The 22,825-nt window shown below is 64.9% G+C and carries 18 protein-coding genes; 12 read left to right on the top strand and 6 right to left on the bottom strand.

Annotated elements, in window-relative coordinates; translation table 11 throughout:
- The first annotated feature begins 81 nt into the window (after positions 1-81).
- The 4 genes from B3P22_RS05365 to pdeM are packed head-to-tail and all read left to right on the top strand — an operon-like array spanning position 82 to position 6,043.
- Positions 82-1,089, top strand: a complete 1,008-nt coding sequence (locus tag B3P22_RS05365; RefSeq protein ID WP_197855712.1) for a ligase-associated DNA damage response exonuclease — start codon at positions 82-84, stop codon at positions 1,087-1,089.
- Positions 1,086-2,744, top strand: a complete 1,659-nt coding sequence (locus tag B3P22_RS05360) for an ATP-dependent DNA ligase (RefSeq protein WP_296270231.1) — start codon at positions 1,086-1,088, stop codon at positions 2,742-2,744. Before B3P22_RS05365 ends, B3P22_RS05360 begins: the two co-directional genes overlap by 4 nt.
- Positions 2,744-5,353, top strand: coding sequence for a ligase-associated DNA damage response DEXH box helicase (locus tag B3P22_RS05355; protein WP_296270230.1), 2,610 nt, complete (start codon positions 2,744-2,746; stop codon positions 5,351-5,353). Before B3P22_RS05360 ends, B3P22_RS05355 begins: the two co-directional genes overlap by 1 nt.
- Before the next feature lie 9 nt (positions 5,354-5,362).
- On the top strand, positions 5,363-6,043 hold the full coding sequence (gene pdeM, locus B3P22_RS05350; protein WP_296270229.1) for a ligase-associated DNA damage response endonuclease PdeM: 681 nt from the start codon (positions 5,363-5,365) through the stop codon (positions 6,041-6,043).
- A gap of 3 nt (positions 6,044-6,046) precedes the next feature.
- Here pdeM and B3P22_RS05345 read toward each other — a convergent pair whose 3' ends face one another.
- Both B3P22_RS05345 and B3P22_RS05340 read right to left on the bottom strand, forming a co-directional pair.
- Complete coding sequence (locus tag B3P22_RS05345) at positions 6,047-6,466, bottom strand: DUF1810 domain-containing protein (protein ID WP_197855716.1); 420 nt, start codon at positions 6,464-6,466, stop codon at positions 6,047-6,049.
- Complete coding sequence (locus tag B3P22_RS05340) at positions 6,463-6,789, bottom strand: hypothetical protein (protein ID WP_197855717.1); 327 nt, start codon at positions 6,787-6,789, stop codon at positions 6,463-6,465. Before B3P22_RS05340 ends, B3P22_RS05345 begins: the two co-directional genes overlap by 4 nt.
- Positions 6,790-6,976: 187 nt before the next feature.
- Here B3P22_RS05340 and imuA point away from each other — a divergent pair, with 187 nt between their 5' ends.
- The 4 genes from imuA to B3P22_RS05320 all read left to right on the top strand — a co-directional run bounded on the left by imuA (position 6,977) and on the right by B3P22_RS05320 (position 13,673).
- Positions 6,977-7,594, top strand: coding sequence for a translesion DNA synthesis-associated protein ImuA (gene imuA, locus B3P22_RS05335; RefSeq protein ID WP_296270228.1), 618 nt, complete (start codon positions 6,977-6,979; stop codon positions 7,592-7,594).
- A gap of 7 nt (positions 7,595-7,601) precedes the next feature.
- Entirely contained in the window at positions 7,602-9,011 is a 1,410-nt protein-coding gene (locus B3P22_RS05330) for a Y-family DNA polymerase (protein ID WP_296270227.1), read from the top strand.
- Entirely contained in the window at positions 9,008-12,076 is a 3,069-nt protein-coding gene (locus B3P22_RS05325; protein ID WP_296270226.1) for an error-prone DNA polymerase, read from the top strand. The genes B3P22_RS05330 and B3P22_RS05325 overlap by 4 nt, the downstream gene beginning before the upstream one ends.
- Positions 12,077-12,419: 343 nt before the next feature.
- Positions 12,420-13,673: an OprD family porin gene (locus tag B3P22_RS05320; RefSeq protein WP_296270225.1), complete on the top strand. Its 1,254-nt coding sequence runs from the start codon at positions 12,420-12,422 to the stop codon at positions 13,671-13,673.
- A 36-nt stretch (positions 13,674-13,709) separates the two neighbouring features.
- On the opposite strand, the gene B3P22_RS05315 is transcribed toward B3P22_RS05320, so the two are convergent.
- Positions 13,710-15,209 (bottom strand): PLP-dependent aminotransferase family protein, encoded by a 1,500-nt coding sequence (locus B3P22_RS05315; protein WP_296270224.1) that lies wholly within the window; start codon positions 15,207-15,209, stop codon positions 13,710-13,712.
- Between the two features lie 125 nt (positions 15,210-15,334).
- Between B3P22_RS05315 and B3P22_RS05310 the strand changes: the two genes are divergently transcribed.
- Entirely contained in the window at positions 15,335-16,540 is a 1,206-nt protein-coding gene (locus B3P22_RS05310) for an NAD(P)/FAD-dependent oxidoreductase (protein WP_296270223.1), read from the top strand.
- Positions 16,541-16,583: 43 nt separating this feature from the next.
- Here B3P22_RS05310 and B3P22_RS05305 read toward each other — a convergent pair whose 3' ends face one another.
- The 3 genes from B3P22_RS05305 to B3P22_RS05295 form a co-directional block, all read right to left on the bottom strand.
- On the bottom strand, positions 16,584-17,447 hold the full coding sequence (locus B3P22_RS05305; protein WP_296270222.1) for an AraC family transcriptional regulator: 864 nt from the start codon (positions 17,445-17,447) through the stop codon (positions 16,584-16,586).
- A gap of 493 nt (positions 17,448-17,940) precedes the next feature.
- Positions 17,941-18,831: a chemotaxis protein CheV gene (locus tag B3P22_RS05300; protein ID WP_296270221.1), complete on the bottom strand. Its 891-nt coding sequence runs from the start codon at positions 18,829-18,831 to the stop codon at positions 17,941-17,943.
- A 58-nt stretch (positions 18,832-18,889) separates the two neighbouring features.
- A complete protein-coding gene (locus B3P22_RS05295) occupies positions 18,890-19,912 on the bottom strand; it encodes a zinc-dependent alcohol dehydrogenase family protein (protein ID WP_296270220.1) in 1,023 nt (340 codons plus the stop codon).
- Positions 19,913-20,129: 217 nt separating this feature from the next.
- Here B3P22_RS05295 and B3P22_RS05290 point away from each other — a divergent pair, with 217 nt between their 5' ends.
- From B3P22_RS05290 to B3P22_RS05280, 3 genes are all read left to right on the top strand, one after another.
- Positions 20,130-21,044 carry a LysR family transcriptional regulator gene (locus tag B3P22_RS05290; RefSeq protein ID WP_232106201.1) on the top strand — a complete coding sequence of 305 codons (915 nt, stop codon included), beginning with the start codon at positions 20,130-20,132 and terminating at the stop codon, positions 21,042-21,044.
- Positions 21,045-21,227: 183 nt separating this feature from the next.
- Positions 21,228-22,466 (top strand): multidrug efflux RND transporter periplasmic adaptor subunit MexE, encoded by a 1,239-nt coding sequence (gene mexE, locus B3P22_RS05285; RefSeq protein ID WP_296270219.1) that lies wholly within the window; start codon positions 21,228-21,230, stop codon positions 22,464-22,466.
- Positions 22,467-22,493: 27 nt separating this feature from the next.
- Positions 22,494-22,825 (top strand): efflux RND transporter permease subunit (locus B3P22_RS05280; RefSeq protein WP_296270218.1); only part of this gene is annotated, 332 nt, incomplete at its 3' end.

Below are 22,825 nucleotides of genomic sequence, written 5' to 3'. Positions count from 1 at the left end.
GGCGATCCTGGCCGCGCCTGAAATCCGAACCTAATCTCCTGCCTGTCGCTCTAAGTTCCAACAATGCGCCAAGGGGAATTCATGGATCTGGTCGTTGCCCGTCCCGAAGGTCTTTACTGCCCGCCCGGTGATTTCTACATCGACCCATGGCGGCCAGTGGAACGCTCGATCATCACCCATGCCCACGGCGATCACGCCCGACGCGGCAATGGGCACTATCTGGCGGCGGCACCTGGCGAAGGCATTCTGCGTTCACGCCTGGGCGACGATATCCGCCTGCAGACCTTGGCCTACGGCGAGCGGCTCGAGCACCACGGCGTAACCCTGAGTTTTCATCCCGCCGGGCACGTGCTCGGTTCTGCCCAGGTGCGTCTGGAATACCAGGGCGAAGTCTGGGTCGCCTCCGGGGATTACAAAGTCGAGCCGGACGGCACCTGCGCGCCCTTCGAGCCGGTGCGTTGCCACACCTTCATCAGCGAATCCACCTTCGGCCTGCCAATCTACCGCTGGCCGTCCCAGGCCGAGATATTCGCCGGCATCGACGCCTGGTGGCGCGCCAATGCTGCGGCCGGCAAGGCCAGCGTGCTGTTCGCCTATGCCTTCGGCAAGGCCCAGCGCATCCTCCACGGCATCGACGCCAGCATCGGCCCGATCCTGGTGCACGGCGCCGTCGAGCCGCTGAACGAGGTGTATCGCGCCGGCGGCGTGCATCTGCCGGCCACTCGTTACGCCGGTGATATCGCCAAAAATGACCCGCTGCTGCGCCAGGCGCTGATCCTCGCCCCGCCCTCGGCCGGCGGCAGCACATGGATGCGCCGTTTTGGCGACTACAGCGACGCCTTCGCCAGCGGCTGGATGCTGCTGCGCGGCACGCGTCGGCGGCGTGGCGTGGACCGCGGCTTCGCCCTCTCCGACCACGCCGACTGGCCTGGCCTGCTGTGGGCCATCGAACAGACCGGCGCCGAACGGGTGATGGTCACCCACGGCCAGGTCAACGTGCTGGTGCGCCACCTGCGCGAGCAAGGTCTCGATGCCCGCGCCTTCCAGACCGAATACGGCGATGAAGACGACGTGGAGCCGACCTCATGAAAGCCTTCGCCGAACTCTACGCCCGGCTGGACGCCACCACCTCCAGCAACGCCAAGCTGCAGGCCATGCAGGAGTATTTCGCCGAAGCGCCGCCAGCCGATGCGGCCTGGGCGGTGTATTTTCTGGCCGGCGGCCGACCACGTCAGGTCGTGCCGACCCGGGTGCTGCGCGAGCTGGCCACCCGGCTTTCCGGCCTGTCCGACTGGTTGTTCGAGGAGAGCTACCAGGCCGTTGGCGACCTGGCGGAAACCATCGCCCTGCTCCTGCCCGAATCCCCGCACGCCTCCGACGAGGGCCTGGCCTGGTGGCTGGAAGAACGACTGCTGCCCCTGCGCGGCCTACCGCCCGAGGAGCTAGCCGAGCGCCTGCCACCTTTATGGGCGCAGCTGGATCGGCAAAGCCTGATGGTCAGCCTCAAGCTGCTCACCGGCGCCTTTCGCGTCGGCGTCTCCAAGCTTCTGGTGACCCGTGCCCTGGCCGGCCTGGCGCAGATCGACGCCAAGCGCGTGGCGCAGCGATTGGTGGGTTACACCGACCTGTCGCATCGGCCGTCCGCACAGCGCTACCTGGCACTGATCGCCGCCGAGTCGGAGGACGAGCACGCCCAGCGCGGCGGCCAGCCCTACCCCTTCTTCCTCGCCCATCCGCTGCAGCAGCCATTGGAGCAGTTCGACGCTCAGCTGGGGCCGGCCAGCGACTGGCTGGTGGAATGGAAGTGGGACGGCATTCGCGCGCAGCTGGTCAAGCGCGACGGTCGCCTGTGGCTGTGGTCCCGCGGCGAGGAGCTGATCACCGAGCGCTTCCCGGAGCTGCACGAACTGGCCGAGGCGTTGCCGGACGGCAGCGTACTCGATGGTGAGCTGGTGGCCTGGAAGGAGCCCGCCACAGGCAGTGACGCGGTGTTCGGCATTCAACCCTTCGCCCTGCTGCAACAGCGCATCGGCCGCAAGACTCTGAGCAAGAAACTGCTGGAAGAAGTGCCCGCTGCGCTGCTGGCTTACGACCTGCTGGAGTGGCGTGGCGAAGACTGGCGCAGCCGCCCCCAGGACGAGCGCCGTGCACGGCTGGAGTTGCTGGTGGCAGAAGTCGGCGATGCGCGCCTGCAGCTCTCGCCACAACTCACCGGCCGCGACTGGCAGGACTTCGCCCGCCAGCGCGAAGCCTCCCGCGAGCTGGGCGTGGAAGGCATGATGCTCAAGCGCCGCGACTCCCTGTACGGGGTCGGCCGCACCCGCGATCTTGGCCTGTGGTGGAAGTGGAAGATCGACCCGTTCAGCGTCGATGCGGTACTGATCTATGCCCAGCGCGGCCACGGTCGCCGCGCCAGCCTGTACAGCGACTACACCTTCGCCGTGTGGGACGACTCCGCCCCCGGCGAGCGCGTGCTGGTGCCCTTCGCCAAGGCCTACTCCGGGCTTACCGACGACGAGATGCGCAAGGTCGATGCGATCATTCGCAAGACCACCGTGGAGAAATTCGGCCCGGTGCGCAGCGTCACCCCGACCCTGGTGTTCGAGCTGGGCTTCGAGGGCATCGCCCTGTCCAAACGGCACAAGAGCGGCGTCGCCGTGCGCTTTCCGCGGATGCTGCGTTGGCGCACCGACAAGCAAGTGGAGGACGCCGACACCCTGGCCACGCTGCAGGGCCTGCTCTGATGGACCAACCCGTTCGTCGTCGCAGTCTGTCCGGCGCCTGGTTCGCCCAGCGCAGCTGGAAGCCCTTCGCCTTTCAGAAGGAAGTCTGGCAGGCGGTCAAGGCAAGCGAGTCGGGCCTGTTGCACGCCTCCACCGGCGCCGGCAAAACCTACGCGGTGTGGTTCGCGGCCCTGGACCGTTTCGCCACGCCCGCGGCAGCCGCCATGGCCAGCCCGCGCCGCAAGAAGCCGGTCATGGCGCCGCTGACCGTACTCTGGATCACCCCGATGCGCGCCCTTGCCGCCGACACCGCCCGTGCCCTGCAGGCGCCCTTGGATGATCTGCAGATTCCCTGGAACATCGGCCTGCGCACCGGCGACACCGGCTCTGCCGAACGCGCCCGGCAGAGCCGCAAACTGCCCAGCACCCTGATCACCACGCCGGAAAGCCTGACCCTGCTACTGACCCGCACCGATGCCCGCGAAGCCTTCGCCCACCTGCGCATGGTCGTGATCGACGAGTGGCACGAGCTGCTCGGCAACAAGCGCGGCGTGCAGCTGCAACTGGCCCTGGCGCGCCTGCGCCTGTGGCACCCGGAGCTGCTGGTGTGGGCGCTGTCCGCCACCCTTGGCAACCTCGAGCATGCCCGTGAGGTGCTGATGCCGGCCGGGCGCCTGGTCCAGGGCAAGCTGGCCAAGGACCTGCGCATCGACAGCCTGCTGCCGCCCGGACTGGAGCGCTTCCCCTGGGCTGGGCACTTGGGGTTGCGCATGCTGCCGCAGGTGGTCGAGGAGCTGGACGTCAGCAGCACCGCACTGGTGTTCACCAACACCCGCTCGCAAGCTGAAACCTGGTATCAGGCGCTGCTCGAGGCGCGTCCGGACTGGGCCGGCTTGCTGGCCCTGCACCACGGCTCGCTGTCGCGGGAGGTGCGCGACTGGGTCGAACTGGCGCTCAAGGAAGGCCGGCTGAAAGCCGTGGTGTGCACGTCCAGCCTGGACTTGGGCGTGGATTTTCTGCCGGTGGAACGGGTGCTGCAGATCGGTTCGCCCAAGGGCGTGGCTCGTCTCATGCAGCGTGCCGGCCGCTCCGGCCATGCCCCGGGCCGCCCGTCCCGCGCCACCCTGGTGCCCACCCACAGCCTGGAAGTGCTGGAAGCTGCCGCCGCGCAAACCGCCGTGGCCGAGCGCAAGGTCGAGGCGCGGCTTTCGCCGGACAAGCCGCTCGACGTGCTGGTCCAGCACTTGGTGAGCATGGCCCTGGGCGGTGGTTTCCAGGCCGATGCCATGCTGGCCGAGGTGCGCAGTGCCTGGGCCTATCGCAGCCTCAGCGAGGACGAATGGCAATGGGCGCTGGCCTTCATCCGCCACGGCGGCCATTCGCTGACTGCCTATCCCGATTACCGTCGTGCCGAGCCGGACGCCAACGGCCTGTGGCAGGTGCCCGATGCGCGCCTGGCGCGGCGCCACCGCATGAGCATCGGCACCATCGTCAGTGACGCCAGCCTGGCGGTGAAATACTGGAGCAAAGGCGGCGGCGGAGGCTCTCTGGGTAGCGTCGAGGAAGGCTTCATCGCCCGCCTACGCCCCGGCGATACCTTTCTTTTCGCTGGTCGCACGCTGGAACTGGTGCGGGTGGAAAACATGACCGTCTTCGTGCGCCGCGCCACCAGCCGCAAGGCCGCGATCCCGCGCTGGAATGGCGGGCGCATGCCGCTCTCAAGCGAACTGGCGGACGCCGTGCTGGCCAAGCTCGATGCCGCCGCCCGGGCTGAATACCCTGGCCCTGAGATGCAGTTGCTGCGTCCATTGCTCGACGTGCAACAAGCCTGGTCCGCCCTGCCCGGCGCAACCACCCTGCTGGCGGAAGTGCTGAAATCCCGCGAGGGCTGGCACCTGTTCCTCTACCCCTTCGCCGGCCGCTCGGTGCACCTGGGGCTGGCCAGCCTGCTGGCCTGGCGCCTGGCCCGCGAACAGCCGCTGAGCCTGTCCATCGCGGTCAACGACTACGGCCTGGAGCTGCTGTGCCCCAGTGAGGTGGATTTTGCTGCGAGGCTCACGCCCGCGCTGTTCAGCACGGACGACTTGCTGTCCGACGTGCTCGCCAGCCTCAACGCTGGCGAACTGGCGCGCCGGCGTTTTCGCGAGATTGCCCGTATCGCCGGCCTGGTGTTCAGCGGCTACCCCGGCGCGCCGAAGAGCGCCCGCCAGCTGCAGGCCTCCAGCGCGCTATTCTTCGACGTGTTCAGCCAATACGACCCGGGCAACCTGCTGCTCAGCCAGGCCCAGGAAGAAGTGTTGCGCCAGGAGTTGGACGTGCAGCGCCTGCAGCACACCTTGCAGCGCCTGCAGTCTCGCCGCCTGGATATCCGCACGGTCAAGCGCGCCACGCCGTTCGCCTTCCCGCTGCTGGTGGAGCGCTTCCGCGAAAGCCTGAGTTCGGAGAAACTTGCCGACCGTATCCGGCGCATGGTCGCCGATCTGGAACAGGCCGCTGGGCCAGGCGGTTATCAGGACCCGGCATTCGCCATCGACGATGAGCGCCCAGCGCCGCGCAAAGGCCGCTCCCCGCGTCAGGGCAAGGACGGCCTGCCCCGGCCACCGGCGCAGCGCCCGAAAAAACGCCGCTGATAGAGACCTATGACCGAAAACCCTACCCATTATCACAGCGTGCAACTGGCCGGTGCCGAACTCTGGCTGCTGGCGGACAAGGCCATCTGGTGGCCGCAACAGCAGGCGCTGCTGATCGCCGACATTCACATCGGTAAGGCCGCCGCCTATCGCGCCCTGGGCCAGCCGGTGCCTCAGGGCACCACCGCCGCCAATCTGCAGCGGCTGGACGCCCTGTTGCAGCGTTTCGACTGCCAGCAACTGATCTTTCTCGGCGATTTTCTCCACGCCCCCGGCTCACGCACGCCGGCCACCCTGGCGGCGCTGGCGGAATGGCGAGAGCGTCACGCCACGCTGGCCATGACCCTGGTGCGCGGCAACCACGACAAACGTGCAGGCGACCCGCCTGAAGACTTGCGCATCGCAGTGGTGGAAGAACCGCTGTTGCTCGGCCCCTTCGCCCTGCAGCATGAGCCTCGCGCTCATACTACGCACCACGTGCTGGCCGGCCACGTGCACCCGGCCTACACGCTGCATGGCCGGGGCCGACAACGCCTGCGCTTGCCCTGTTTCGTACTGGGCGATGAGGTCAGCCTGCTGCCGGCATTCGGCAGCTTCACCGGCACCATGACCTTCCGCGCAGAGCCCGATCAGCGCATCCTGGTGGTCGGCGACGGCGGTATCTGGCCCGTCCGCCGCAGCGAGTCCTGAGGCTTACAGGCGCTGCAAGGTCGCAGCATCCTGCTCACCGTCGTAGAACGCCTGCAGCACCTCGGCGAACAGCGGCTGCGTCGGCGCGGCGGCCTGAAACAAGGTCATGCTTGAACGCAGCTTGAGGTCGTCCGGCGAGCCCATGATCTGCCGCACAGGGCGCCCGCGATGGGACAACAGCGCTCGCACGCAATCTTCCAGGCGCGGGCCGAGCAGCGGGTGCGCCAGGTAGGCCCGAGCCTCGGCCAGCCCGCTGATGCCGTAGTGCTCGGCCATTTCGCTGCGGCCCAGGCCGCGCAATTGCGGGAATACGTACCAAATCCAGTGGCTGCGCTTGGCCCCGGCACACAGCTCATCGAGGGCCCGCGCATAATCGCGCTGCTGCGCCTCGACGAACCGCGTCAGGTCGAACGAAGCGCTCATGGCCTTGACCGTTCGTGCCCCATCGGTGTGGTATCGGGCAGCGCGCCTTGCGTGGCGAAGTCCGGGCTGTGCACTTCGGAATCCAGCGGCATATGCGCATAACGGGCCTTTTCGGCACCTGGCCCGAGTGGGTCGGCCAGCCGCGCGCGCTTGAGCTCGTGATGCCCGCCAAGGCCGCGAGCCAGCAAACACCCGCCTAGCGCGGCGCCCGCCAGGCCCAGCAATCCGCCGCGCCGTAAACCGGCGCCCACTAGCGCCAGACCACTACCAAGCGACGCGTAGCGCTGCCAGTCGTGGAGGTCGTTGTCGGTGTGTTCGTTCATGGCAATTCTTCCTGAAGGTGACCTATCAGCTGACAGGTGCGCCCCTCCGATGTTCTGCCATATTGGACGACCACTTATCGCATCGCGCTCGATCATGGACGGCGACGAACTGCCCTGTTCAGACCCTTGACCTCTACGGCGGCCAACACAATACTGTATCCATATACAGCATTCTTGGTCATTGCCCATGTCATCCGTGGTTGCGCTCGACCGGCTGATCGACGCTCGCCGTGTATGGCGAGGTCAGGCCGCTTCATCGCCAGCGAGCGCCAATTTCTCAACCGGACACCGTTTTCTCGACGCCGCACTGCCCGGTGGCGGCTGGCCCACGGCTGCGCTCAGCGAAATTCTCACAGCCGTGCCGGGCATCGGCGAGCTGAGCCTGTTGTGGCCGACCCTTGCCAGGCTGACGGCCGTCAGCGAGCGGGTCGTATTGGTCGCCCCGCCTCACCTGCCCTACCCTCAGGCCTGGATTCAGGCCGGCATCGATCTGCGCCAACTGAGCATCATCCAGGCCGAGGGCCGCGACGCCTTGTGGGCGGCCGAGCAATGCCTGCGCTCGGGCAGTTGTGGCGCGGTGCTGAGCTGGTTGCGCCAGGCCGATGACCGCGCCCTGAGGCGCCTGCAGGTGGCCGCCGCGACCGGGCAAACCCTGGCATTCGCCTATCGGCCGCAGGCAGAGGCTGCCAACCCGTCACCCGCGGCGCTGCGCCTGGTGCTCGAAAGCCAGCCGGCACAACTGCGGGTGATCAAGTGCCGAGGCGGGTTACCGCCTGCGCGGCCGCTCGCCTTTGCCTGGCATTGAGCCTGCCATGCTCTGGGCTTGCATCCTGCTGCCGCAACTGGCCATGGACGGCGTGCAGCGTCACCGCACCAATCCCGACGAGCCGTTGGCGCTGCTTACTGGCTCGCCACAACGGCGCGTGCTGCAGGCCGTCAACCCGGCGGCCCGCGCCCTGGGGCTGAAACCCGGCCAGTCACTGACGGCGGCGCAGGCGCTGACGCGCGGCTTCGCCAGTGCGGAATACGACCTCGCGGCCATCGAGCGCTGGCAGCAGTTTCTGGCCGCCTGGGCCTATGGCTTCAGCGCCCAGGTCAGCCTGCATTACCCGCGTTGCCTGCTGCTGGAGGTGCAATCGAGCCTGGGGCTGTTCGGCCCCTGGCCGCGTTTCGAGGCACGTCTGCGCGCCGAGCTATCGGCGCTGGCCTTCCAGCACCGCATTGCCGTCGCCCCGAATCCGGCCGCTGCGCGGGTGCTGGTCAATATCGGTGATGGCCTGATGGCGAGCGATGGGCAGAAGCTCAGGCAGATGCTCGATTCGCTGCCGGTGGACCGGCTCGGGCTTTCCCCGGCGACAACCACGGCGTTCAACCGCATGGGCCTCAGGCAATTGCGGCAGCTGTTGGCTCTGCCGCGTGACAGCCTGGCCAGGCGCTTTCCTGCCGATGTGCTGGGTCACCTCGATACCCTGCTTGGCCAGCGCCCGCTGGCGCTGGATTTCTATACGCCCGCGGATGTATTCGATGCCCGCATCGAGCTGAATTTCGAGGTGGAATCCCATCAGGCGCTGCTGTTCCCGTTGCGTCGGCTGACGGCCGACCTGGCCGCCTACCTGGCCGGGCGTGACAGTGGCGTGCAGCGTTTCGTCCTGCACCTGGAACACCGCACGAATGCCGATACGCAGGTGCAGGTGGGCCTGCTCAGCGCCGAGCGTGATCCCGGCATGCTGTTCGAGCTGACGCGCGGGCGCCTGGAGCACCAGCAACTACCGGCACCGGTGCTGGCCGTGCGGTTGGTGGCGCGGGAGTTGCCAGTCTTTGCGCCGCAGCATCAGCAACTGTTCGATGAGCGCCCACAACAGAGCCAGCCCTGGGAGCAACTACGCGAGCGGCTACGGGCTCGCCTCGGCGATGACGCCCTGCATGGCCTGGGTGCCAGAGCCGATCACCGCCCCGAGCGTGCCTGGATCAACGAATCGGCCAGCCCCGTACTGCCACCCAGCGGCCCGCGCCCCGGCTGGCTGCTGAGCGAAGCCCAGCCGCTGCACGAGGCCTCGCTACGCATCCTCGCCGGCCCCGAGCGCATCGAGTCCGGCTGGTGGGACGGCGAGGATGTGCGCCGCGACTATTACGTAGTGCAGACCCGTGCCGGCCAGCGCGGCTGGGCGTATCGCCCGGTCGGCAATGATGGGCCATTGCTGCTGCACGGGTGGTTCGCATGAGCGATTACGCCGAACTCCATTGCCTGTCGAATTTCACCTTTCAGCGCGGCGCATCCAGCGCCCAGGAGCTGTTCGAGCGTGCGGCTCGGCTGGGTTATCGCGCCCTGGCGATCACCGATGAGGGCACCCTGGCCGGCATCGTGCGCGCCTGGGAGGCCTCGAAAAAAACCGGGGTAAAGCTGATCGTGGGCAGCGAAGTGCAAATCGAGAAAGGCCCGAAGCTGGTGTTGCTGGCCGAGAACCTGACGGGCTATCAGGCGCTATGCGGCCTGATCACCCGAGCACGACGCCGGTCGGCAAAGGGCACCTACCGATTGCTACACGAGGATTTCGTGGCGCCGCTCGATGGCCTGCTGGCCATCTGGCTCAGCGCAGGCGAGGCCACCGCCCTGCCCTGGCTTCGCTCGGTTTTCTCCGAGCGCCTGTGGCTGGGCGTTGAACTGCATCGCGGCGCGGACGATAGCGCGCACCTGCAGCGCCTGCTCGACCTGGCCGCCACACACCACTTGCCGGCGGTGGCCTGTGGCGACGTGCACATGCATGCCCGTGGCCGCCGCGCCCTGCAGGACTGCATGACCGCCATCCGTCATCATCTGCCCGTGGCCGAGGCTGGCGCCCATCTATTCGCCAATGGTGAGCGACATCTGCGCCGACTTGAGGAGCTGCACGAGCTGTATCCGCCCGAGCTGCTTGCGCAATCGCTGCGCATCACCGAACGCTGCAACTTCGATCTCGACGAACTGGATTATCACTACCCGCACGAGCTGGTACCGGCAGGCCATGCCCCCACCTCTTGGCTGCGCGTTCTGGTGGAGCGTGGCGCTGCCGAGCGTTGGGGCAAGAACGTGCCGGCCGCCGCCCGCGCGCAGATCGAGTACGAGTTGGCGCTGATCGCCGAGCTGAAATACGAAAGCTATTTCCTGACCGTGCATGACATCGTCCGCTTCGCCCGCGAGCAGCATATCCTCTGCCAGGGCCGGGGTTCGGCGGCCAATTCGAGCGTCTGCTTCGCGCTCGGCATCACCGAGCTGGACCCCACCGAGAGCCGGCTGTTGTTCGAGCGTTTTCTCTCCCGCGAGCGCAACGAGCCACCGGATATCGACGTCGATTTCGAGCATGAGCGCCGCGAGGAAGTCATTCAGTACGTGTTCCGCCGCTACGGGCGAACGCGTGCGGCGCTCACCGCCGTGGTCAACACCTATCACGGCGCCGGGGCGATACGCGACGTCGCCAAAGCCCTTGGCTTGCCGTCGGATCAGATCAATGCGCTGGCTGACTGCTGTGGCCGCTGGAGCAGCGGCCCGCCAACACCGGAGCGCCTGCTGGAAGCGGGCTTCGATCCGCAGAATCCGCTGCTCAGGCGCGTGCTGATCCTGACCGGCGAGCTGATCGGTTTTCCCCGGCATCTGTCGCAGCACCCGGGCGGCTTCGTCATTTCCGAGCACGCGCTCGACACGCTGGTGCCGGTGGAAAACACGACCATGGCCGAGCGCACCGTGATCCAGTGGGACAAGGATGATCTGGACAGGGTCGGCCTGCTCAAGGTCGACGTGCTGGCCCTGGGCATACTCAGCGCGCTGCGCCGTTGTTTCGGCCTGATCGAGCACTACCGCGGCACGCAGTGGACCCTGGCTACCCTGCCCAAGGAAGACCCGGCCACCTACGCCATGATCAGCCGCGCAGACACCATTGGCGCGTTCCAGATCGAGTCCCGCGCACAGATGGCGATGCTGCCGCGCCTGCGCCCGAAGGAGTTCTACGACCTGGTGATCCAGGTGGCCATCGTCCGTCCAGGGCCGATCCAGGGCGACATGGTGCATCCCTATCTGCGCCGGCGAAACGGCGAAGAGGACATCGACTACCCCTCCGATGAACTCAAGCCAGTCTTCAAGCGCACCCTCGGCGTGCCGCTGTTTCAGGAGCAGGTCATGGAGCTGGCCATCGTCGCTGCCGACTACACACCCGGCGAGGCGGATGAACTGCGCCGCAGCATGGCTGCCTGGAAACGCCATGGCGGCCTCGAACCGCATCGCCAGCGACTCACCTCGCGCATGTTGGAAAAGGGCTACACGCAGGCGTTCACCGAACGGATCTTCCGCCAGATCGAGGGCTTCGGCAGCTACGGCTTCCCCGAGTCGCATGCCGCCAGCTTTGCCCTGCTCGCCTACGCCAGTTGCTGGTTGAAATGTCACGAGCCCGCGGCCTACGCCTGCGCCCTGGTCAATAGCTGGCCGATGGGTTTCTACAGCCCTGATCAGGTGCTGCAGGACGCGCGGCGGCATGACGTCGAAGTGCGCCCGGTTGATGTGCGCTACAGCGACTGGGACTGCAGCCTGGAGCCAGATGAACATGGCGAGCCGGCCATCCGCCTGGGGCTGAGGATGATTCGTGGCATGCGCGAAGACGACGCACGGCGTATCGAACAAGCGCGCCTGTCAGGTGCATTCCGTGATGTCGAGGACCTCAGCGTGCGCGCACGCCTGGATGCCTCGGCACGCGAGCGACTGGCCGATGCCGGCGCGCTCGGCGGCCTGGCTGGCCACCGCTACCAGGCGCGCTGGGCGGTGGCTGGCGTCGAGGAACAATTACCGCTGTTCGCCGGTGTATCTGCGCCGAATGAAGACGCTCCGGGCCTGCCTGCCCCATCGCAAGGGGAAGATCTGCTGACCGACTATGCGACGCTCGGCACCACCCTCGGTGCGCATCCACTGGCTCTGCTGCGTCAGGCGCTAAGGGCGCGGCGCTGCCGGAGCTCACGTGAACTGCAGGCGGTCGAGCACGGCCGCCCGGTCAGCATCGCCGGCCTGGTGATCGGCCGGCAAAGGCCGCAAACCGCCAGCGGCGTCATCTTCGTCACCCTCGAAGATGAGTTCGGCATGGTCAATGTGGTCGTCTGGCATGACTTGGCCGAGCGCCAGCGGCGAGTCCTGGTGCAGTCGCAGATGCTGCGCATCGACGGCCATCTGGAAACGCAGGATGGCGTGCTCCATGTGATCGCCGGGCGCCTGACGGACATGACAGCGATGCTGACCGGACTGGACATACGCAGCCGCGACTTTCATTAAGTCACTTGCCTGGCCCACCCTGCATGGCGGGCCGAGAAAGACAAAAAAAGGCCGCGCTGGATCACTAGGCGGCCACAAGTCGTCTTAACCAAAGGAGATGAAGTGGAGAGCCTGGGCGACGGCGTCCGGGAGTGATGCAACAACCGCCGCCCTGGAATCTTCATCGGGGCGAAGCCTATCGTCGATCGAGCGCAACGGCGCATCGAAGTCGTTGATAGTCATCATCGATCAGCTTGAATAGTGCATCGGCAGGCTGGGTGATAACTCTAAGCGCGCCCTCTGGGCCGGGCCTTACCTCGCTGTGAGGCGCGTTTAGAACAGCACACCAACACCGGGAGCACCCATGCACAAGAAACACTGTCTCGCGCTGGCTTGCAGCCTCGCGCTGGGCGGGCAGTTGGCGCACGCCAGCAGCCAGTCCGAAACCAAGGGTTTCATCGAGGACGCCAGCCTCGATCTGTTGCTGCGCAACGCCTATTTCAACCGTGACTATAAGGACAACACCAACGACGCCAAGAGTTGGGGCCAGGGCTTCATCGCCACCTTCGAGTCCGGCTTCACTCAGGGCACCGTCGGTTTCGGTGTCGACGCTTTCGGCCTGCTCGGGGTCAAGCTCGACAGTGGTCGTGGTCGCAACTATCGCGCCTTCTTCGACACCGACAGCGAGGGCCGCCCAGTGGACGATCTGTCCCAGGCTGGTGGCGCGGTGAAGCTGCGCGTTTCCAATACCGTGATCAAGTACGGCAACCAGTTCCCTTCCCTGCCCGTTCTGGGCCATGACGACAGCCGCCTGCTGCCGCAGTCGTTCACGGGCACGCTGGTGACCAGCAATGAGATCGAGGGGCTGGAACTGAATGCCGGTCGCTTCACCGCCGACAGTCCAATGGGCGACCCGGCGCGCGACCCCAATCGCCTCAAGAGCATCGACGTGCTCGGCGGTAGCTACGTTGTCAGCGATGACCTGAGTCTGGCGGTCTATCACGCCGACCTCGAGGACATGTACAAGCGCTACTACGCCAACGTCAATTACAACCTGGCACTGGCTGCGGAGCAGGCGCTGAACTTAGATTTCAACATCTATCGCACCAAGTACGACACCGGCTCGGTGGCCGCTGTCGACCTCGGCGGTGACGGCCAGGGTGACCGCAACACCATCTGGAGCCTGGCCGCCAAGTACAGCATCGGCGCCCATGCCTTCATCGTCGCCCATCAGCGCAACAGCGGAGATGCCGGCTTTGCCTATGACTACGGCGATGGCGGCGCTAGCATCTACCTGGCCAACTCCTACTACTCGGACTTCAATCTGAAGGACGAGCGCTCCTGGCAGGCCAGCTACGAGCTGGACTTCGCCGAGTACGGCGTGCCAGGCCTGCGCTACAAGTTCGCTTACGTACGCGGTGACAACATCGATACCGGCAGCGACAACAACGGTACCGAGCGCGAGATCTTCAACCAGATCGGTTACACCATCCAGAGTGGCGCTGCCAAGGACCTGCACCTGCGCCTGCGCAATTCCATCTACCGCTCCAGCACCGACGTAGGGCCGGATCTCAACGAGATTCGGGCATTCGTCGAATACCCGTTGAGCATCCTCTGATGGTCGCTGCCCCGGCCTGGCCGGGGCAGCCCTCAATCAGCTGCGCAAGGCCCGTGCGACGGCCTGTGCCGCCTCTTCGATTGCCCTCTCCTCGTAGGGTGCGAAGCCCATCACCAGACCTGGCGCCCGCGCATTGACGCGGTAACTCGCCAGCGGCAGCACGTCGATGCCTGCCGCCTGCAAACGGGTGAAGGCGTCCTGCTCGTTCACGACCTGCAGACGACAGGCGATGTCCATACCCGCGCGGATTTCCGGTACCTCGATCAGCCCCCGCCAATACCTGTGCGCCGCTTCGGCGAAGGCTTCGGCGCGCGCTGCGTAAATCTTGCGCATGCGCCGTACATGGCGGTCAAAATGCCCTTCATGAATGAAGTCGGCCAGCACTGCTTGAGCCAGGCTGTTGGCATGTCGCGACATCAGCGCCGCGGCACGGGTGAAACTCTCGACCAGGTGTTCGGGCACCACCAGATAGGCCAGGCGAATCGAGGGAAACAGCAGCTTGCTGAAGGTGCCGGCGAGGATGACCGACTGCTCGGCGCCCGGCATCGAACGCAATGCGGGAATGGGTTTGGCGATAAAGCGGTATTCGCTGTCGTAGTCGTCCTCGAAGATGTAACTGCCCTGCTCCGCGGCCCAGCGCAACAAGGCCAGACGTCGTGCCGGTGACAGCTCACCGCCTAGCGGCGCCTGACGTGACGGCGTGACATAAGCCAATCGAGCGCCCGGCGCCAGGCGCAGCCCCTCGTCCACTTTGAGGCCGGAACGATCCACCGGCACATCCACGCGGTTCACGCCGGAAATATCCATCAACTGCCGTGCGCCAGGATAGCCAGGGTCTTCCATCCAGACTTGAGAGTCGCCTGGTGCCAGCAAGCGCAGGCAGATATCCAGCCCCTGCTGCACGGTGCCAAGCACCAAGATACGCTCCGGTGACACCTGTACTCCGCGCGCAATGGCGAGGTAGCCGGCGATGGCTTCGCGCAGCTCGGGCAAGCCCGCCGGGTCGCCGTCGAGCAGCATCGTCAACCGTGAACTGCGCAATTGTTGCGTATGCAGCTTGCGCCATAGATCGATGGGGAAGGCGTGGATATCGCCGCGATGCGGAAAAAACGGACGCTGGCCGGTAGGTGCCGTGCGCCGGGCAAAAATCGGCTCGATCTCGGCCAAACGCCTGACCCAGGGCGTATCGGGAGCTGTGCGTTGCTCCTGCGCCTGGGCCACTACCTTGCGCCGCACGTATCCCGCATTCAGCGTAGGGTCAGGCAGCGCCTCGCTGACCCGCGTACCGCTGCCTGTGCGCGCCTGTAGATATCCCTCGGAAAACAGTTGCTGATAAGCCGCCTGTACCGTGCCTCGCGCCAGGCTGTAATGCTCGGCCATCGCGCGAGTGCTAGGCAATTTGCTGCCGGCAGGCAGACGCCCGCTCAGGATCGCGCGGCGCAGCGACTCGTAAAGCCAACCCTGCAGGCTGACCCCCTCTTCAGCAGATCCTAACGGCAGGAATATCACTTGTGGCGGGGCTTTGTGGGCTGGCATACAGGCTCCAAAGTGGATTAATTATTTTTGGCGATATTGGATCAATACACTAATCCAATACAACAGCAGAATTCGTTCCGTAGTCAGCCACCACCCTTTCTCTTCTTCGCTATGGAACTCACGATATGAAACAGCAAATCTTAATCATCGGTGCCGGTTTCGGCGGTATGTGGAGTGCGCTGAGCGCCATCCGTTTGCTGGAACAGCACAAGCGTCTCGACATCGACGTTACCCTCCTCGCTCCACAAGCTGAACTGCGGGTACGTCCACGCTTTTATGAAACCGATCTGGACACCACAGTCGCTCCACTCGGCCCACTGTTCGATGCGGTCGGTGTGCAGTTCGTGCAGGGCTATGCCACCCGTATCGATGCACAAGGCAAGCAGGTGTTCTACCGCAACGCCGGCGGTGAACAGTTGGCACTAACTTATGACCGGTTGATCCTGGCCTCCGGTAGCCAAGTCGCGCGTCCGCCGCTCGCCGGCATCGACCGTTTTGCCTTCGATGTTGACAGCCTGGAGTCCGCGCAAAAGCTCGAGGGCCATCTGCAAGGACTGCGTCATCAGCCAAGCAGCCAGGCGCGCAATACCGTGGTGGTGGTGGGCGGTGGTTTCACCGGCATCGAAACAGCTACAGAGATGCCGGCGCGCCTGCGTGCCATCCTCGGTGACGAGGCCGATATCCGCGTCATTGTCGTCGACATGGGCAAACAGGTCGGCAGCGCCATGGGCGAGCAGATCGCCACAGTGATCGCCGAAGCCAGCGATACGCTCGGTGTGACCTGGAAGCTCGGCAGCCCGGTCTCGATGGTCGATGAACAGGGTGTGCAGCTCGACAATGGCGAGCGAATCGAGGCCAGCACCGTGGTCTGGACTGTCGGTGTGAAAGCCTCGCCGCTGACGCAGCAAGTCGACGGTGAGCGTGACGCCTTTGGCCGCCTGCATGTCGACCGCAACCTCAAGGTGCTGGGCCAGGACGCCATCTACGCCACGGGCGATACGGCTTATGCAGCGGTGGACGACCTGGGCAACCATGCGCTGATGACCTGTCAGCACGCCATCGCCCTCGGCCGCTCATCCGGTAACAACGCAGTAGCCGATCTGTTGGGCGTGGAGCCGATTCCCTACAGTCAGCCCAAGTACGTCACCTGCCTGGATCTGGGCGCCTGGGGCGCGGTGTTCACCGAAGGCTGGGAGCGCGAGGTAGTGCTGACTGGCAAGGAAGGCAAAGAGCTCAAGACGCAAATCAACACCCAGTGGATCTATCCGCCGGAAGCCAAGCGCGAAATTGCACTGGCCGCCGCTGACCCGTTGATCCCGGTCGTCGCCTGAGCGATGCCAAGCCCAGGGCGTCAGTCGCCCTGGGCCTGCAAGGTCAATCGCGGTAGATCTGCACCTGCAGCTTGGCCGGCAGTTCCAGTCCCTCGCTGCGCAGCCACTCGCCGGGCGGTTGCCCGATCTGCTGGGCGAAGGTGCGCGAGAACGACGCTTGTGAGCTGTAACCCACCGCGTCGGCGATCACCTTGATCGGCATTCCTTCACGCAACAGGTCCTGCGCGACCTTCATGCGCCAGGCCGTCACGTAGGCCATCGGCGTCATGCCCATCACCTCGTTGAACAGCGCGGCGAACTTGGTCCGCGACATCTTCGCCAGTTCGGCCAGGCGCTCGACGCTCCAGGCCAACTGCGGTTCCTGATGAATGCAGATCAGCGCCGGGCCCAGTTGGCTGTCCTGCAGGGCGTAAAGCAGCCCCCTGGTGATGCGCCCTTCGTTCACCGCACGGCGTACCAGCAGAACGAATACATATTCGAACAGCAGGTTGAGCGCCTTGCTGCGCCCGGGTGCCGGCGTGCGGAACTCGTTGACCAGCGAACCGATCACCGGCCCCAGCTGCTCCAGGGCACTCAGTGGAAACACCAGGGTTTCCTCCAGGCCCAGTTCGAAAGGCTGCTGACCGTAACGCCCGAACTGGAACGAGGCGCAGATCAGATCCGCGCCACCTGGTTCGTGGGCGCGCAGCTTGTAGCAGCAACAGCTGGGACAGAACAACACGCTGGGTTGATCGATCGCGACGCGGGGCTTGTCGGAATGCACCATATCCAGTGCGCCGCGCTCGACCACGTGAATGAAGGCCATGCCTGGGGGTTTATCCAGCACCAGGGTGCCGTCTACCGGGCCGGCGAATAACAGTCGCCCTTGAAGGCTCGTGCGCTCGAAGAACTCGGAAAGAACATCCATTTTCGGGAATGACCTGATAAGGATCTTTTACATAGAGAAGTCAACCAGTTACAGCCCAGGAGAACCGCAACCGCCGTCGATTGATAGACAGCTCCATCGACAAAAATTCCAACTGGATTAATGCCGAAGCAAAGAATTTTATTGACCTGTATCAATTCCGTGACGCAGTGGTGTTCTGACGTGCGTCAGGCCAGCTCATCGTGGCGCGCCCTCCCCCGATCGGCCCTGCATTTCGGCCCGTTCTGGCATGCGCTGGAAAAAGGTGGCGACTCTCCGGGTCACGCTTCGGTCATGCCCTGTTGCCTTGAGGATGCCGTCGCACTTCTCTACTGACCTCATGCCCACTATGCCTCGAAGACTTCCGTGCTCCTTGGCCGAGTGGTCAGCGAGGCGCATTGGCCCAAAGCACATGCCCGCTCACGGCCTGCGCGCGACCAATTTTGGAAATATACGGCTCTAGCTAGTCAGGCGGCAGTTGCGCCGCAGGGCGTGCCTAGTGCTGCCCGCTCATTTGCCGGAAGGCGTCGAGCAAAGCCTGGCTGAGATCGACCGAGGAAAATTTGGTCAGCACCGCATTGGCACCGACTGAGCGGGCTTTTTCGGTATTCATGGTGCTGTCCAGCGAGGTGTGCAGCAGCACATAGGTCTCGGCGATGTCGGGGCTGCGGCGAATTTCCTGAACCAGGCTGTAGCCATCGAGTTCAGGCATCTCGATATCCGAGACCAGCAACTCGAAGGGCATCCCGGCCTGATGGTATTCATGCAGCTGCTGCAAGGCGGCCTGACCGCTGCGCACCGCCGTGCAATCGAAGCCCAGCTGACGCAGCACGTTGAGGGTCTGTTGCAGCGCCACCTGCGAGTCGTCGACCAGCAGCACACGGCGACCTTGCAGCAGGCGGGCATCCTGGCCTTCGAGCAGGCCGACGGGCGCTTCTTCCAAGGCCGGCGCGATATCGTGCAGGACCTTCTCGATATCGAGAATCTGCACGATGGCGCCATCGATCTGGGTCACCCCGGTGATGAAGGCGCGATTACCCGAGCCGGCAGGTGGCGGACGCACGTCGCGGGTGGAGCATTGCACGATGCGTTCGACGTTCTTCACGTGTAGCCCCTGACGCGAGCGGCTCAACTCCGTAACGATCAGGCAACCGTCATCTTCATCAGCTGCGCCGCGTTCGCCGATGGCGCGCGCCAGGTCGATCACCGTCATCGCAGCACCGCGCAAGGTGGCGATGCCGCGTACGTTGGGATGACGGTTGGGCAGCTTGGTCAAGGCCGGGCACGGAATGATCTCGTTGACCTTGAGCAGGTTGATCCCCAGCAGACGACCGCTATGCAGACGAAACAACAACAGCGATAGCGCGTCGCCGGTAACCAGACTCATGAACCTTTCCTTAGAACGAACGTAGACCTAGGTTATAGCGACCATGTGGCCGCGGACTTTAATCCGTGGCCAGCTTCAGGGCCACACGGCCGCGATTCGGGCAGGTTTCCATGTAGCGATGCGCTTCGACGAAGTCCTCGAAATCGAACACCTTGTCGATCACCGGCGTCAGCAGACGGTCCGCGGTCATCTGGTTGATATGCGTGAGCGCGCGCTGCACCGCCTCGTCGTTCGGCTCGATGCCCAACTCGGGGCAACCGGTGAAGTCCAGCACGCAGTGACGGAAGAACTGCAGGTGCTTCTTGAACGCGGCGCAAGCCGGGAAAGCCGTGTCGTTGCCGCCGTTGATCCCGTACAGGATCAGCTTGCCACGCGGTGCGGCGATATCACCCAGCAGTTTCATCTGCGGGCCGGCGCACTGGTCGAGAATCACCTCGACGCCCTTACCTTCGGTGTAGCGCTCGACTTCAAGGACCAGGTCCTGCTCTTCGGTCACGATCACCTTGTCGGCGCCCAGACCACGCAGGAACTCGCGATCCTCCGGTGAGCCGGTGGAAACGATGACCTTGGCACCCAGCGCCTTGGCCAGTTGCACGGTCTGCGGCGCCATGCAGTGGCTGGCCTCGGTGATCAGCACATGCTGGCCGGGCTTGAGGTGGGCAAGATCCATCAGCGCCAAATAGCCGAACAACAGGCTGGTGTAGTGCACGCTGGCCTGGATCGGGCTGAGCACCTCGGGATAACGGGTCAGGGCGTGGCTGGGCATCAGCACCAGATCACCCCAGGTCGGGTAGCGGTTCGGCGTGCCCGCCGGGAAACCGGCCACGGCGGTGCCAACTTCCAGGTCGCTCACACCATCACCCAGCGCCGCCACGGTGCCGCCCAGTTCGAAACCGGTACCGGCCGGAAGCTTGGCCTGCTCTGACGCCAGGTTCTGCCGCCAGCGCACGTCGTTCCAGCCCAGGCCGACAGCCTGAACGCGCACCAGCACCTCACCAGGGCCGGGCACGGGCGTCGGAACCTCTTCGTACTGGAGCACATCGGCATCGCCGAACTTATGGAAACGGATCATGCGGGACATCGCTTACCTCGAGCTTGATCGCGGATTAACACTTCATTGACTGTGGACTCTATCCGCTGTGCGGCGGCGACACTATCAGACTCTATCGATAGTCTTCATGCCTGGCAGTGATTCAGCATCTTTCCATCCGCTACACGCTGCCCGTACTATTGCCCGGCCAAAGGCTCTCATTGCACGCCCGTGCTGACAAGGCCCGTATCCCTCGAATGGTACCCGGATGAACCGCAACGATCTGCGCCGCCTCGATCTGAACCTGCTGATCGTCTTCGAGACACTGATGCATGAACGCAGCGTGACTCGGGCCGCAGAGAAGCTGTTCCTGGGTCAGCCGGCTATCAGTGCGGCGCTCGCTCGCCTGCGTACGCTGTTCGATGACCCCCTGTTCGTACGCACCGGCCGCAGCATGGAGCCGACCCCACGCGCGCAGGAGATTTTCGCCCTGCTGTCGCCAGCGCTGGACTCGATCTCCACCGCCGTCAGCCGCGCCGCCGAGTTCGACCCTGCTACCAGCAAGGCAGTGTTCCGCATCGGGCTTTCCGACGATGTCGAGTTCGCCTTGCTGCCCGCCCTGCTCCGTCGCCTGCGCGCCGAAGCGCCCGGCGTGGTGCTGGTGATCCGTCGCACCAACTACCTGATGATGCCGGGGCTGCTGGCCTCCGGGGAAATATCCGTTGGCGTGGCCTACACCGAGGAGCTGCCGGCCAATGCCAAGCGCAAGGTGTTGCGCCGCAGCAAGGCCAAACTGCTGCGCGCCGACACCGTGCCCGGTGCGCTGAGTCTGGAAGATTACTGCGCGCGCCCGCATGCGCTGGTGTCTTTTGCGGGCGACCTTACCGGTTTTATCGATGAGGAGCTGGAGAAGGTCGGCTGCAAGCGCCATGTGGTGCTGGCAGTGCCGCAGTTCAACGGCCTGGCCAGTCTGCTGGCGGAAACCGATATCGTCGCCACCGTCCCGGATTACACCGCTGCCGCACTGACAGCAGCCGGTGGCCTGCGCGCCGAGGAGCTGCCTCTGCAAACACCTGCCTTCGAACTGCACATGGCCTGGCGCGGCGCGCAGGATAACGATCCCGCCGAGCGCTGGCTGCGCTCGCGCATCCAGATGTTCTGTGGCGACCCGGACAGCCTCTGATCATCCCATACAGCCATCGTTCAGGTACATTTCGGAACACCGGCGCTCTTCATGAATCGAAATTGATGTAAGTCCGCCCTCAATCATTCCCAATGATATTCAATTTCATGGCGTTCGATTCGTAGCCCTCCAAGACTCGCAGCAGACTCCGTCCATCCACAAATCCGACTGGCGGAGTCACCCATGGAACAGCACCACAAGAACATTTGGATATTCCCCCTGGCCCTCGCCGGTGTCCTAACCCTCAGCGGTTGCGATCAGGCAGCGCAGACCCAGGCACAAATGCCTGCGCCCAAGGTCAGCGTGGCCGAAGTCATCGAGCAACCCGTCAACGAGTGGGATGAGTTCACCGGCCGCCTCGAAGCGCCGCAATCCGTCGAAATTCGCCCGCGCGTTTCCGGCTATATCGACAAGGTCGCCTTCGACGAGGGCACCCTGGTGAAGAAAGGCGATCTGTTGTTCCAGATCGACCCGCGCCCCTTCCAGGCCGAAGTCAAACGCCTCGAAGCCCAGCTGCAACAGGCCCGTGCCAGCCAAGCGCGCGCCACCAACGAGGCACGCCGTGGCGAGCGCCTGCGCCAGAGCAACGCCATTTCTGCCGAACTCGCCGATGCCCGTGCCAGTGCCGCCACTGAAGCCCAGGCTCAAGTCGCAGCGATTGCCGCCGAGCTGGAAAATGCGCGCCTGAACCTCGGGTTTACCCGTATCACCGCGCCCATCGATGGCCGCGTCAGCCGCGCCGAGATCACCGAGGGCAACCTGGTGGGCGCCGGTCAGAGCCTGCTGACCTCGGTGGTCTCCACCGACAAGGTCTACGCCTATTTCGACGCCGACGAGCGTGCCTTCCTCAAATACGTGCAATTGGCCCGCGAGTCCGGTGCCGACGCCCGTGGCGCCAGCCCGGTGTACCTCGGCCTGTCCGATGAAGCCGGCCACCCGCATCTGGGCCAGCTGGATTTTCTCGACAACCAGGTCAACCCGCGCACCGGCACCATTCGTGGTCGCGCCGTGTTCGACAACCAGGACGGCCGCTACACCCCAGGCCTGTACGCGCGCCTGAAACTGGTGGGCAGCAAGCCCTACGCCGCCACCCTGATCAAGGACGAAGCGGTCGGCACCGACCTGGGCAAGAAGTACGTGCTGGTGCTCGGTGAGAACAACGCCGTGGCCTACCGCGCCATCGAGCTGGGGCCGAAGCTCGAAGGCCTGCGCATCGTCCGTAGCGGCCTGAGCAAGGGCGAGAAGATCGTCGTCAACGGCCTGCAACGCGCCATGCCCGGCGCCACCGTCGACCCACAGCCAGTGACCATGGCCGATGACAGCACCCTCGAACAGCTGGCCCGCATGCGCCAGGCCGTCGATGGCAGCCAGGCCCCGCGTATCGCCGCCGAAAAAATCGAAGCTCGCTCGCCGCGCGGCTGATCCAGCCCGCGCCTTGAGGACAGACCCATGAATTTCTCGCAATTCTTCATCCAGCGGCCGATCTTCGCCGCCGTGCTGTCGCTGCTGATCCTGATTGGCGGTGGTATATCCCTGTTTCAGCTGCCCATCAGCGAATACCCCGAGGTGGTACCGCCGACCGTGGTGGTGCGCGCCAACTTCCCCGGCGCCAACCCCAAGGTGATCGGTGAAACCGTCGCCTCGCCGCTGGAACAGGCCATCGTCGGCGTCGAAGGCATGCTCTATATGTCGTCGCAATCGACCGCCGACGGCAAGCTGACCCTGACCGTGACCTTCGCCCTCGGTACCGATCTGGACAACGCCCAGGTGCAGGTGCAGAA

The sequence above is a fragment of the Pseudomonas sp. UBA6323 genome, from assembly GCF_002439135.1.
In the GTDB taxonomy this organism is placed as follows: Bacteria; Pseudomonadota; Gammaproteobacteria; order Pseudomonadales; family Pseudomonadaceae; genus Aquipseudomonas.
The sequence above is the reverse complement of the archived record's forward strand: the minus strand, read 5'-3'. Positions and strand labels throughout refer to the sequence as shown.